The 13,611-nt window shown below is 38.6% G+C and carries 10 protein-coding genes and 1 pseudogene; 8 read left to right on the forward strand and 3 right to left on the reverse strand.

Going from position 1 to position 13,611, the window contains the following annotated elements; translation table 11 throughout:
- A pseudogene (locus C9J45_RS21015) lies at nt 1–129 on the forward strand (IS3 family transposase); the annotation flags it as partial.
- 140 nt (nt 130–269) lie between these two features.
- Here the strand turns inward: C9J45_RS21015 and C9J45_RS21020 are convergent.
- The 3 genes from C9J45_RS21020 to C9J45_RS21030 all read right to left on the reverse strand — a co-directional run bounded on the left by C9J45_RS21020 (nt 270) and on the right by C9J45_RS21030 (nt 2,696).
- A complete protein-coding gene (locus C9J45_RS21020; protein ID WP_107291496.1) occupies nt 270–587 on the reverse strand; it encodes a hypothetical protein in 318 nt (105 codons plus the stop codon).
- A 363-nt stretch (nt 588–950) separates the two neighbouring features.
- Nucleotides 951–1,637: a hypothetical protein gene (locus C9J45_RS21025; RefSeq protein WP_107291465.1), complete on the reverse strand. Its 687-nt coding sequence runs from the start codon at nt 1,635–1,637 to the stop codon at nt 951–953.
- A 459-nt stretch (nt 1,638–2,096) separates the two neighbouring features.
- Nucleotides 2,097–2,696 (reverse strand): recombinase family protein, encoded by a 600-nt coding sequence (locus C9J45_RS21030; protein WP_107260804.1) that lies wholly within the window; start codon nt 2,694–2,696, stop codon nt 2,097–2,099.
- Between the two features lie 237 nt (nt 2,697–2,933).
- Here C9J45_RS21030 and C9J45_RS21035 point away from each other — a divergent pair, with 237 nt between their 5' ends.
- The 7 genes from C9J45_RS21035 (at nt 2,934) to C9J45_RS21065 (ending at nt 12,541) form a co-directional block, all read left to right on the forward strand.
- A complete protein-coding gene (locus tag C9J45_RS21035; RefSeq protein ID WP_107291464.1) occupies nt 2,934–7,583 on the forward strand; it encodes an SslE/AcfD family lipoprotein zinc metalloprotease in 4,650 nt (1,549 codons plus the stop codon).
- Nucleotides 7,584–8,042: 459 nt separating this feature from the next.
- Complete coding sequence (locus tag C9J45_RS21040; protein WP_107291463.1) at nt 8,043–8,309, forward strand: helix-turn-helix transcriptional regulator; 267 nt, start codon at nt 8,043–8,045, stop codon at nt 8,307–8,309.
- A gap of 188 nt (nt 8,310–8,497) precedes the next feature.
- A complete protein-coding gene (locus C9J45_RS21045) occupies nt 8,498–9,409 on the forward strand; it encodes a hypothetical protein (protein WP_107291462.1) in 912 nt (303 codons plus the stop codon).
- Between the two features lie 7 nt (nt 9,410–9,416).
- A complete protein-coding gene (locus tag C9J45_RS21050; RefSeq protein WP_045187065.1) occupies nt 9,417–9,857 on the forward strand; it encodes a hypothetical protein in 441 nt (146 codons plus the stop codon).
- Nucleotides 9,858–10,462: 605 nt separating this feature from the next.
- A complete protein-coding gene (locus tag C9J45_RS21055; protein WP_107208640.1) occupies nt 10,463–10,744 on the forward strand; it encodes a hypothetical protein in 282 nt (93 codons plus the stop codon).
- 252 nt (nt 10,745–10,996) lie between these two features.
- Nucleotides 10,997–11,329: a hypothetical protein gene (locus tag C9J45_RS21060; protein ID WP_107208641.1), complete on the forward strand. Its 333-nt coding sequence runs from the start codon at nt 10,997–10,999 to the stop codon at nt 11,327–11,329.
- A gap of 162 nt (nt 11,330–11,491) precedes the next feature.
- Nucleotides 11,492–12,541 (forward strand): hypothetical protein, encoded by a 1,050-nt coding sequence (locus C9J45_RS21065; RefSeq protein ID WP_107208642.1) that lies wholly within the window; start codon nt 11,492–11,494, stop codon nt 12,539–12,541.
- Nucleotides 12,542–13,611: the final 1,070 nt, after the last annotated feature.

Genomic DNA, 13,611 nt, shown 5'->3' on the forward strand with positions numbered 1-13,611 from the left:
GTAGGTTATCGTAGTTTTGCTGAAGCAAAACACGAAATCACTCGATATATTATTGGTTATTACAGCCAATTACGACCACATCAATATAATGGCGGATTAACACCGAATGAATCAGAACGATTATATTAGGAAAACTCTAAAACCGTGGCTAGTATTTGTTGACCACTACACCTGTCCGATTTGGTTTTGTTAACCCATTATACCAAATACAAAAAACCGCCATGATGAATGATGATGCGGTTTTTTAACGTAATCAGAATGTATGCGTACTATGCTAAACCATTACCAATGTTTCTACGGGATACAGCAAAAGACACTCTTTTAAATAGTTCAAAAAGCTCGGTAATACTAACATCAAACTCTGACATTTTTGGCTCTTTACCTTTCTGAGTTAGATTCAAATACGTATCTTTTCCATAATAAAGGCATACAGTTAAATTCGTTACTTTAAAACCTAATATATGATCACTGCTCTCTATGTACCCGTGTTTTAAAGCATATTCTCTTAAATAAAGTTCATCTGCGTCATCTAGAGCAATTGAACCTGTCCATTCATTTTCTTGAGTTGAAGCTATTATCTTATCCATTTTAAAATCCAAGTATTAAATGTTTATAGCCTAACCATACAACCGAGCCAAAACACTGTCAAGTGCTTGTTTTTTAAATGATTTATTATAAAGATCTATTACAAGATTTTATTGTAATGAATATTTATAACACTCCCTGTTGTTTAAATACTTTAGACTAATTAAAAAATCACTTTAAACGATTTTTAGCTAAAAAAGACTGTATTTAACATATTTGATCTTAAGCGATCCGATACGCCGTAACGTCCAGATACTAAAAGACCGCCTCAATGGACGGTCATTTAACAGTAATTCTATTAATGCGTACTCGCAAATCATCTAAAGTCTTGATAATTATCAGTTACACGAGATTTTAATAAGACCCTAAATATATGGGTAATAATTCTTATACAAGTCAGGTTCACCTTTTGAATTGGTAACCCTAGAAGCATACTCCATATACTGGCGAACACTGTGCCACATACTTATACCTGACTCATAAATAGATACATGTAAAAGGGAAATACTTTCTTCTTCTGTCTGCATCCCTTCTCTAGATAATCTTATAAAATTCATACTTTTCATATTTTCGTAATCAAACTGATTAACTTTTCCATTAAAGTGCTGACCACCAATTTTATTCCTTAAGAAAGTAACAGAATCATTTCTTGACCAAGTTTTATTCCCATACTTTAAAACAACTGTATTTAACCAATCATTTTTTGTTACTAAACAAGGAAACTTCCCCAAAAGACTTCTCGTATCAAAATCTTTTTTTAACATAGGAATAGACACGCTAGAATATATTACTGAACTATTGAAAAAACTCAATTTACCATAATCTTTAATATCGAAAAATATTACGTCTTTTTCTAGATTAAAAGCTAATTTAAACTGAGTTAGTAGCGATTCATCATCTTTTGAATGATGTAGAAGTGTTCTTATAGAGCTTGCGATTCGCTTGGCTTCGGCAAAATTACCATCATGAAAAGCAGCAATCGAGCTTGAAAGAAATCCCATATGCTCTTTTAATAAATCATAAACATCTTGTGGTGGAAGTTGTGATTTCAAATATAGTCATCCTATTAATTATAACCATCATAAGCGATATTCAGTTTTGGACTAAAATTCAATAAAACTATTTGATGCGATTATTCTTTGACTCATAACTTCAAATATTGCCACGAGTTTTATCCAGCATGAACATCTCCATACTCTTAAGCAGGATATTTAATTTTAGCTATTTCATTTGATAGCGACCAGACATTAAATCATAGAAACGACTTTAATACCGCAAACACCTATCACTCGACACCTAGTGTGACTTTTCTCTGAAAACAGCCCTATTTAACTTAATGAATCTATCGCGCACTACAAAAGAACATTACACACAAGAACAGGGCGTTAAGCCCTGTTTTTGCATCATTCAAGCATCACTTGTGGCTAAAATACCGCATTTAATATTTGTTAAAGACGCAACAAATCACAGTAAAAGCAATTCGCCCCGACATTGCTACCAACACGACAAAACTAACCTTCTTTTACCACTCTCGCTATTGTCGCCCTACTACAGCCTAACTTCTGCTGTATTTCTGAATAACTCCGCCCAAGTTTTAATTGATCTCGTATATCTTGATGCAGGGATTCATTCACACGGCGCCCACGGTACTTACCTTCCGCTTTTGCTTTCGCAATGCCTTGCGCTTGGCGTTTATGACGAGTTTCGTAATCATCACGGGCCATGGCTGCACCCAAATCCAACATGAACTCGGTTAAAGCCAACGTAATGCTGTTCTGCTCTCCTGCGCTGAACACCGCATGCGTCATAGGCTGATCTACCACCACTATCACCAACCCTTTTTCCATGATACGTGCTTTTAAAGTTTTCCATTCAAGCCAAGGTAAACGAGTAAGGCGATCCATCTTTTCAATCAGCAACACATCACCGGCTTCGCTGTCATCTATCAGCTTGTTGAGTTCAGGGCGTTCTAACTTGGTGCCAGATTGGTTTTCGATGTAGTAGCCAGCAATGCGACTATTAAATTTGGCGCCAAAGGCTTTGAGTTCTTCTTTTGCCCGTTGGGCATCTTGCTCGGTGGTTGAGGCGCGAAGGTAAGCACGGATCAGCATGGTTTTCCCTAAACTGGTTTAATTTAAGTTGGTTTCTCAAATCAGTTTAGTATAGATGGTTTCACAAATGAAGCGGTAAGGGTTGAGAGGCAGTGGAGAGTGGTTTCTTTAGGGTATACCCATAAAGCTTGTTTTTTATAATTGTTTCAAGTTGTAAGCAGAGACATAAATCAAGTTGCCAACTTGATTATTACAATATAAAACAGCAAAAAAATCACTATCTTAGGTCATGCTTTCATGCAAAAAAAACTTATTGCTGTTGCTATTAGCTCCTCAATTTTATTGGTAGGTTGTCATGGTGACGATACATCTAACACAACCATTATTCCTCCTACCGAAATTCTGCCGAGTAAACCACTTCCAGAACCAGATATTGACGACCCTGAGATCACACCGCCACCTGTTGAACCACCAACGGAGCCAGAAATCACACCTCCACCTGTTGAACCACCAACAGAGCCAGAAATCACGCCACCAGTTGTTGATCCTGAAACAGGTGATCCAGAAGTCATCCCTCCAGTAGAGCCAGATCCAACCGCCACCGCACTTTTTGCTTTAGATAGCGATCTTAGTTTTGGCAACAGCGTGTTATGTAATGGTGAAACAGCAAACAGCCTGATTATTAACAATGGCGATACTGTCAGTTGTTATTACGGTGCTGTTGAGCTTGCAACATTTAGCAATATCGAGCTTAAAATCACCAAAGACACAGCACTAGAAAAAGTTAAGCGCTTAAACTTAGCGGATTCAGATCGTTTTGTTGCGATCACAGATGCTATTGAACTGCAAAATGCATTAGATAACACTCGAAGCCTATTACTTAAAAGTGGTACTGCTATCGGTGGCGTAGTTGAACTGTCATTATCTTCTGCTGAGCAATTACGTTTTAACAGCTTGTATCACTCCACAGAATTACAGACCTTAAGTAAAGATGAGTTTAACAAGTTATTAGCCGATAAAGTCGAAGAAAATACCGAAGCGGATAGCAAACCTTCTACTCATGAACCGAATGTAAAACCAGAAGTCACTCCTGGTACAAGTGACGATCTAAATTCTAATTTTGTTTCTGCCAATGCGGAGGCAAACTTGGTTTATCAACCGACAAAGGTGATCCTATCTCAAGGTACGCTGGTTGATAGTCACAACAATCCAGTACAAGGTATTGAGTACTACAGCCATTCATCTCGTGGCATTACCGATGAACAAGGCAAATTCTCATTCAACTGGGGTGAAACTGTCTCTTTTGGTATTGATACCTTTGAATTAGGTGAAATCAAAGCCAATAAAACACAGTTTTCCATTGCAGATTTAGGCGCTGAGCACCTAGGCCGTAATGCTGAACGTTTATTGCAACGTTACTCTCATGATGGTTCACAGCTTGTGATCAACGATCGTGTGCGCCAAGTATTTGCCATGTACCCGAACGTCATCAATGAAGCGATTAACCTATCACTGTCAGAGCCTGTGATGCTTGATAACGGCACTGGGACTCCAACACCTATTGATGGTGAGTTTGATAAACAATTTAATCAAGGTTTAGCACTAGATATCGACACCGCGATTTGTGAAGGTAAATGTAGTGCCACACGCAGTATCTCAAGCTTATCTTTTCCTCGTGTGATGGATGCTGGCGGTAACATTCAAGCGAATATTTTAAAGCTATGGGGGGCCGGTGTTGATGCGCAGTCAGAAGGCTGGAAACCTGTCACTAAATTCCACGTATTTAGTGACGAAACATGGTACTACGGCAGTCCAGGTTATCCTCGTGGACAAGGTGCAATCAACATCTCGAATGCAGCATTTCCTGTATTGATGCCGCGTAACGATAATAACTTTTGGCTACGTTTTGGTGAGAAGAAAGCATGGGATGAACGTTCTCTTGCATACATTACTGACGCGCCATCAACAGTCAAACCAGATTTAGTCGGTGGTAACACTGCAACCTTTAATCTGCCATTTATCAGTATTGGTGAAGTAGGTGCTGGTAAAGTTATGTTGCTAGGTAACAGCAAATACAACACGATTCTGGTGTGCCCTGAAAGCTATAGTTGGGATAACGGCGTAAGTGACAACGGAGCATGTTGGAATAACACCCAAGACTCCGAAGATATGGCGAATTTCTTCTCCAATACCTTCCGTTATTTAATTGGTGATAAATACACGGCATCAGTAGAACCAATCAACATTGGTACCAATATTCCTGATGTTTATTTCCGCCGTTCAGGACATCTAGTCATTGGTAATAAAGCACCATTTGTTATTGATCCTCGCTTTAAGATGACAGCTCAACAGCTTTCAAGCTTTAGTGGTATCGATCCCGTTGATATGCCGTTATTAATTTTAAACGGCTACGAAAATAGTGTATCAACCAGTGGTGAGATCCCTTCTTTAGCCAACACCGAACAACCTAAACTAACGCAACAAGATGTTTCTGATCTACTCAATTATGTAGAGCGTGGCGGTAATATCTTGATCATGGAAAGTATTACTAAACGTGTGAACGATGACTTTACTCGTTTACTGGACGGTGCAGGATTAGCCATTAATAGTCAATCAACCGCAGGTGGTAATGGTCCAAGTTATGGCTACCCTGAACGCGTCCGTTCTCAACGTCAACACGGTTACTGGGTCTTAGAACGCTATACTGGTAGCAAAGACGAAACAACCGGTAATATTAAACTGCCTTATACCATTAACCTTGATGGTTCTGTTAGCTGGGATTTTATTACCAACGAAAAGCCTGACGATAAACCAAGCTTAGAAGTCGCACGTAAGCTGATTGAAGACGGGCAAGGTGGAAACGTTGAGCTGTTAGCTTTCGTTGATACCTACCAAGACGGTAAGGCGCGAGCGACAGAAGATATTGACGCAGACAAACAACGTATTCTTAAAGAGTTCAATGTTAAAGAATGTACGTTAACGGATTATCACTATGAGATTAACTGTCTAGAGTATCGTCCAGGAAATGGTGTTCCAATTATTGGAGCCATGAATCGTGCTGCTTACAAAGAACTTCCGCTAGATGAAGCGACAGCAAAGGCCATGATTAAAGCGGCAGATCTTGGTACTAATATCGAGCGTTTATACCAACACGAACTGTACTTTAGAACTAGAGGCAACCAAGGTGAACGCTTAAGCAGTGTTGATCTTAATCGTATCTACCAAAACATGACAGTATGGTTATGGAACGATCTCGATTATCGCTTTGAATCTGGTAAAGAAGACGAACTTGGCTTTGAACGCTTTACTGAATTCCTAAACTGTTATGGTGATACCGCTGCTGGGCAAACCACCTGTAGTGATGCGCTAAAGCAAAGCCTTGAAGCCAACAACATGGTTTATGGCGCAGAGAAAGAAAACGTAGGTAAATACGCTGGCTGGATGAACCCAAGCTACCCATTAAATTACATGGAAAAACCGCTAACACGCTTGATGTTGGGTCGAACTTACTTCGACCTTGATATTAAAGCAGATGTTCGCCAATACCCTGGTGAAGTTACAACAAGTGGTGGTAGCACTAGCATCACTGTTGATTTAAGTAATAACACTGCCGCTTGGTTTGCAGGAAACCGTCAAGCTACGGGTCAATGGGCAATTGCACATGAACCAATGACAATCACGGCATCCGGTAATAGTAATCCGATCACAGTAACCGTTGCACTGGCAGATGATTTAACAGGTCGTGAAAAACATGAGTTAGGTTTAAAGCGTCCGCCTCGTATGACCAAGACCTTTACTCTACAACCCAATGCAACAGCTAATTTTACAGCGCCTTATGGCGGCCTCGTATATGTGCAAGGTAATGAAACCAATCCTGTGACATTAAACTTCTCAGGTACGGTGAACGCCCCTTGGTTTAAGGTCGATAAATGGGTTAACGATCAAAGCTCACCAGCACCTATTGGTGAAATTGAATCGAATACCTTTATTTACACCGCTGCCGCTAAGAATTTAACAGCAAACAATTATGGTGGTGATAGAACCAAATTTGCGGCAGAACTTGATTTGTTCTCCGCAGATATCAATGATTTCTACGCTCGTGATGAAGCGGTTGGAGAAGGAAATGGTCATAATGGCAAAGCGACAGATAGCACGCGATCAAATAACAAGCACCACTTTGTAAACGATATCGCTATTTCTATTGGCGCAGCCCACTCCGGCTACCCAATGATGAACGGCAGCTTTAATAAAACATCAACATCACTATCAACTACACCATTAAATGACTGGTTGTTATGGCACGAGGTTGGTCACAATGCCGCTGAAGCACCATTTAATGTGGAAGGTGCTACAGAAGTGGTGAACAACATGCTGGCACTTTACATGCAGGATAAATACCTCGGTAAAATGTCCCGTGTCGAAGCTGATATCAAAATGGCACCTGACTTTGTCCGCCTAGAGCAAGGACATGCATGGGCTGCTGGCGGTAACGGTGAACGTTTACTGATGTTTGCTCAGTTAAAAGAATGGGCAGAGCAAGAGTTTGATATCAATAACGCTATCAAAGCACCTTTGCCATCTTACTACGCGAATACTGTAACCGGACTAAAAGGCTGGGATTTGATCAAGCTAATGCATCGTTTAACGCGTAATAATGAAGAAGACAACACGCTATTACCAACCAATAACGTTTGTCGTAATCAAAATGGATTAAGCAAAGGTGATCAACTGATGTTATGTGCCTCTTACGCAGCACAAAAAGATCTGTCGGACTTTTTTGCTGCATGGAACCCAGGTTCAAAAGCCTACCTTGTTCCTGGTGAGCCTAAGCCACAATATGAAGGTGGGATCACTTCAGAAGGTTTAAGCGCAGTACAAGCACTAAAACTACCTAAGCCAACATTAGATCCGCTATCGATAAATCGTGTGACGATGTCACTTAACTAACTATTTAGTCTTAAATACGTTGATGGTTTTTAATAAAGGCTAAGTGCATGCACTTGGCCTTTTTCGTTATGCGCCGAACATGATGTCAACCTAAGAGATGAAGACTTCTACACACCTTGTCGAGCGGGAGGTGTTAGCCTATACAAGGAGCCTATCGTGAGGTGGAAGCTGAAGGAGGCAAATGGCAAAACATAGCTTTGACGAACAGAAATCTGATAGCGGCATAATCAACTTGAGTAACCTAGCAACAAATAAAATAGCCCAAAGTTTGCGACAGAACCCTATTTTCTAACTCATAGTAATGAAGAACGATTAAACACAAAGCGTTATATCATCTATTTAGTGGCAACTTTCCACCCTCACCATTTATACGAAAAACCACTTTCCCTACTTTTCAACTTCCCGTTTAGCGATACAATCTCTTGGTCCGACGTATAAAAACATAGAAGAACTAAAATAGTGAACACCCCTACCGCATTTCACTTTTTGCTAAAACAAGTCCGTGAAGAGCATGGCATGACGCAAGTCGATGCCGCTAAACACATGAAAATAGCAAGACAAACCTACTTAGATTTAGAGTACGGAAAAACACGACCACGACTAGATACACTGATTACGCTATCGACACTTTTTAATAAAAATATTTCGTATTTTACTGGCGAACGTCCCTCGTTAGACAGTTTTGATGTTGGCTTGTGGCTAAAGCGAACACCAATGCCAAACTGAGCACGGAAAATTTAACATAATTGCCGTTTTATGCGTTGTGCCCAGTGCCCGCCAGCTTGCTGGAGTTAGGCACGTAACATTTCGCATAAAACATACAATATGTTAAATAGAGCCCATTTGGGGCAAATTATTGCCTAGCCACTTTTTTATTTACAATGATTCAAACTCAATAAACTTTCTATTTTTAAATGGCTAAATCTCTAACATGGCTCTCGCCGCCTACTGAGCTTAATCGTCATGACAGCTTAGTCAAACAGACTGAACGTGCTAATAAATCCGAATTGGCTAAAGAAGCTAGGGCGCAAAAAACACTGGATACGTTAGCTCGTATTGAGGCTAATCAACATTCATTGAAGCATGAGCAACTGATGAATAATATTTCAGGTAATGGATTATTCATTGGTCAATGTACAACACAAGAAGAATTAGAAAAGAATCACCAATCTGTATTGATTCTTACCGAAGAAGATACCTTCTATTCCATAAAAAACATGATTGATGAACGATACCACCAAAAGGGTGAAGTCCCATCGACATTGATTTTGAAAGATATAGATAAAGTTAAAACATGGGGTGAGTATTTAGCTACAGGTTTTGGCGCTGTTATGTTGACTCAAGCATTTGGCGATTTTGGTGTAACAGCACGATATTCCGTGATCAATGGGAAAACACGTGTGTCAATATCAACTCGAAATAATGGCAATCAGATGTTACGCCATGTGATGGTTAAAGGTATGCGTATTAAGGTGAACGGAACGAAGACCTATGCCATAGATAACCCGAAAGTAGTACAGCTAGGATTAGCCCCAAAACAGCGTATAGGTGCAGGTATAAAAGCCGGTGCTATGACCATGATTATATCAGCCGCGATAAATACGAATGATCTGATTTTTAACGATGAGACCGATTTTTACGATTGGTTCGGGAATGTAGGCGCTGATTTTATAAAAACCGCATTATCTATTTATGGTGCAGAGCTGATAGTTGGATTGATTGTTGGAGGTACTGGAGTTTTACCGTTAGTGATTATTGCCGCTGTTTCCATAGCTCTTAGTGTAGTACTGGACCCATTATTTGAAGTGAAAAATGTTTCAGGATAACTGACAAGTGCGCTTAGAAAATTACAAATATGAGAAAATATCATTAAAAAATAAAGTTGGGTTTATTTTTATAACATTACTACTCAGTGCTGGGTGTTTCTGGTTCATTAGTTCATGGATAACCGCACTTTTTAATGCGTATTCATTAACGAATATCATTAAATATTCAGTAAGCGCACCGCTTGTCGGAATATCATTATTTGGTGTTGTTGTTTGGTTGTGGCTTGCCATGTTTATTATTATCAAAACAAATAAAGTAGCAGCACATAGTTGGACTGACACGCAAAAGGAACAACATAATAAAATGTTAATTTTATGTTGTGCGATAGCTGTGGTTATTAGTGCTATTTCGTATTTTTATATTGATAATCGTTTAATGAATCATGGTTATAGCGTTACAACTAAAGTAACTAATGTAAATATATATAAGACCTATACAAAGGAATAAAACTGTTGAGGTTTAAACGGCTTTTACCTAGATATTAGATTATTAATGATATCCCTTATGCCAAATTTACTGTGGCACTAAGATTACCTAAAATTGGTTAGTGCGTATAAAAACCATTATGTTAAGGCTGCTTTGTGCCAGCAAAAGGCACCAAGTAGCCGTAATTATGAAGCGCCAGCACCCACGATACCCAAACGCACGGTAATGGCGAACCACAAACCAATTCAGTTAAACCTAGGAGCGTGAGCCATTACGGTGCGAACGGCTCTTGTTTGCGCGAGCGTAAACTTCCCCAAGATTGGGGATAGGGGTTGGAAACAAGCTCCTAAGCTAGCCAGCGGCAAAATGAATGGAAAACCGCCCCGACAACACCATGACGTTGCCTTGGTGTGAGCGATGCTTGCATTGCGGCTTTTCACACGAAGGCGTTTTAACGTGATGGTGGTAAGGGTGTGGTTTGAAATGAATGGCGCGTCTCGCTGGCGGGCCTTATCCTCGGATTGTCCGCAAATGGTATCCCACAAAGCATATGAAAACATAGATAAAACATTGAAAAAAATAACAATAAGCTTAATATCGCTTTTGTTTTATTGAAGAATTTTATTATGAATAAACTATTTATTACTTTTGCTTTATTTGGGCTAGCTGGTTGTGCAACAACAACTACGGGTCCAACACCTTCAGGACAAGATCAATATGTTATGTCGCGTCAGGAAGGGGCTTTTCCATCGGGTAGTGAACCGTTACTACAAGAAGTACTAGAGCAAGCTAACAAGTTTTGTCAAAGCTTAGATAAAAGCTTAGAGGTACTAGATACTCACGAAAACCAAGGGCCATTTATCTTAGGCAATTACCCAAAAGCAACAATTCGCTTTAAGTGTTTATGATATTAAAGATCGTCAATAGACGATCTTTTTTTCTGGATTCACAACAAATCGCAACTTTTATGTTATTGGGATAAGTGACACTAAAAATACTTCCCATCGAGGCGGTATTTCGATATCTGGTCGTTACCGCATATCGGATCGATTTAACCATCATCTATTAAATATCGATATTTCTTTATCCTTTTCAATATTTATAAATCAATGAGTAAAGCGTATTTATCTGTTTCTCTCTTTTAAATCAGGATTAAATATATGTATCAAAAAAATATCTGTCTAAATACAAAAACTTGGGTCGCGTATTCCACTGGTAATCAGGGATACCGTAAGCTAATCAAGAATCCAAAGCCTACCGCAGATGATGTTCGACGTGCTTTATATAAACGTTCAATTAAGAGGCGGAGCGAAAATACTAGGGATTATTACAATCAGTGGTCTGAGTCTGTTGAAAGGGATGGCTTGGATTTTTTCTTTGTTGTCACTGTTAAAGCTAAAACGAAGGATGAAGCTGATGCAAAGGCAAAAGAAATTATTTCTGACAATGGATGGAAAGAAGCAAGTACAGCGACATATGCGACAGAAATTTAGACACAAGAACGACTCTCAGCTGGGAGTCATTCTCTGTTTTTTAACCGCATTATTAATAGAGCCGTTAACAGCACTTAGTGCGCATAAATAACCATACGGTCAAATAAGCCCTACTCTCAGGGGTTATTAACAATAATAATCACAATCCACTTATCGAAATATATGACTAGAACAATAAAATATTGGCAACACGCTGCAGGTGACCAAGATAGAGATTATGTAGATTTATGTCTTAAATGGGATGTAATTATTACAGGACCTGGTTATCAAGGAGCTTGGCCTGATTGTGCTGAAAAATTAAAAAAAAATGAATGGTCATCGAGAAAGATTACCAATTTAAAGCGCTTTTGCGAAACGATCATAGACAGAGATATTGTTGTTCTTAGACTAGGTACTTCACAAGTTTATGGTGTAGGTATGGTAGTCGGCGACTATGAATATAATGAAAACTTTGGCGATGTAGACGGATGGGGATTGCAACATATCCGTCGAGTAAAATGGTTATGGAAATATAACGAAAATCCAGAAACTTTTGATACTTATTCACTTAAGTTAGGCGATACAACACAAGAACTTACATCAGATATCGTCATCAACTGGATACACTCTTTAAAATTAGATTTTGATAGTCTACCAACACTCACAAAACTACCACAGGTTAACGTTCAAAAAGATATCTGTTTTGAAAATATATCAGAATCACTATTTGATTACGGTGTATCTAGCACTTCAATTGATGTACTAACCAAAGAAATTGATGAATTAATAAGAATTGCTAAGTGGTATCAAAAATACCAAGACCCTTCAGAATTTGAAACGGTTGCCTACCTTGCAGTACCTCTATTGAGAGCCCTCGGTTGGACACCTCAAAAAATGGCTATTGAGTGGAATAAAGTAGATATTGCACTATTTAAACGTTTACCGAGAAATGACTCTAATTTAGATGTTGTTGTTGAAGCAAAAAGAAAAGGTAACTCGTGCTTAAATGCCATTTCACAAGCAGAAGGATATGCTCAAGGAAAAGAAAACTGTAAAAGACTCATAGTAACTGATGGCCTTAGATACGGCGTATATTTAAAAGATGGAGAAAACTTTAAATTATATGCGTATTTTAATATTACACGTATTAGAGAATCTTACCCTATTTACGAGTGTGGTGGAGCTTCGATGGCATTAAAAGCAATGACTCCTGAGTGGCAAGGTGAAATCTAAAGTAATCTAAACGTAAGTCCAATAAATTTGGGCTTATTAAAATAGGTTCTATCGCAAATCTAGTGAAATGTGTGAAAGAACCAGTAAAAGTCCTAATTATTTGCGACATAAATCTTTATTGAGCAGTAGAGAGCATCGGTGATGCACTTATAAAAAATTAAGCACCAAGTGGCACATTTTGAGCTATCTATTAACAAAATAGCAAAAGGGCGTTGAAGTTACCTTCAACGCCCTTTTTAAATTCTTTAAACGCTTATTTGATTTGCGCTTTGTACATAGAAGCGAAAACTGGAGTGTATAAGCTAACAACTTTGTTAATGATACGTGACATTGTGAATTCCTTAATAAAGCAAGTTTTTTATAACGTACAACCTTGCCTAAACACAGTATTTATAAGGCGTGGGTCGCGTTTCGATGTGGGGCATTATAGGAGTTTAATCGGCTTTTAAAAGTGAGAAATAATATAATTTTTGATTAGTTTTTCTAATGCAAAAATTACATAAAAAAACAGTAATAACCATTCATTAAAACCGAATAAAACAGCGCTCATTATTATTTATTGTGAACTCCTGCTAAAGGTTACGTAAGTTATGAAACTTAAGTAAGTTAAAGATTGATAAAATAATTTAAAATGAATGGTGCGTTTTAGAACGATTAAATTCAGGTAACAAATACCTACCAACTAGCAGTGGCAAACTGAATAATGGGAAGTAGTAGGACGCGTCCTACTATGTGTGATTGTTCGATGACTGTATTTGTTATGTCTGGACGTTGCCGCATATCGGTTCGATTTAGATACATAATTTTGATCATGGTGAGAAACGTAAAGCATACCTGTAAATATCCAGTTCACTTTAGATTCATGAATAGTATTGTTTAATAGATTACGAGAGATTTTCCTCCTTTATCTCTTTACCCGCCAGCCTAGGATGGGCGGTGGGTTTGTAGTGGTCAACAAATACTAGCCACGGTTTTAGAGGTTAACCAATATAATCGTTCTGATTCATTCGGTGTTAATCCGCCATTATATTGATGTGGTCGTAATTGGCTGTAATAACCAATAATATATC

Source organism: Photobacterium sp. GB-1 (genome assembly GCF_003026165.1).
In the GTDB taxonomy this organism is placed as follows: domain Bacteria; phylum Pseudomonadota; class Gammaproteobacteria; order Enterobacterales; family Vibrionaceae; genus Photobacterium.

Bases quoted from the DNA above. Each gene is read 5' to 3' on its own strand.
- C9J45_RS21020 (WP_107291496.1), bottom strand. From the start codon at position 587: ATGGATAAGATAATAGCTTCAACTCAAGAAAATGAATGGACAGGTTCA.
- C9J45_RS21030 (WP_107260804.1), bottom strand. From the start codon at position 2,696: ATGCTGATCCGTGCTTACCTTCGCGCCTCAACCACCGAGCAAGATGCC.
- C9J45_RS21035 (WP_107291464.1), top strand. From the start codon at position 2,934: ATGCAAAAAAAACTTATTGCTGTTGCTATTAGCTCCTCAATTTTATTG.
- C9J45_RS21045 (WP_107291462.1), top strand. From the start codon at position 8,498: ATGGCTAAATCTCTAACATGGCTCTCGCCGCCTACTGAGCTTAATCGT.
- C9J45_RS21055 (WP_107208640.1), top strand. From the start codon at position 10,463: ATGAATAAACTATTTATTACTTTTGCTTTATTTGGGCTAGCTGGTTGT.
- C9J45_RS21060 (WP_107208641.1), top strand. From the start codon at position 10,997: ATGTATCAAAAAAATATCTGTCTAAATACAAAAACTTGGGTCGCGTAT.
- C9J45_RS21065 (WP_107208642.1), top strand. From the start codon at position 11,492: ATGACTAGAACAATAAAATATTGGCAACACGCTGCAGGTGACCAAGAT.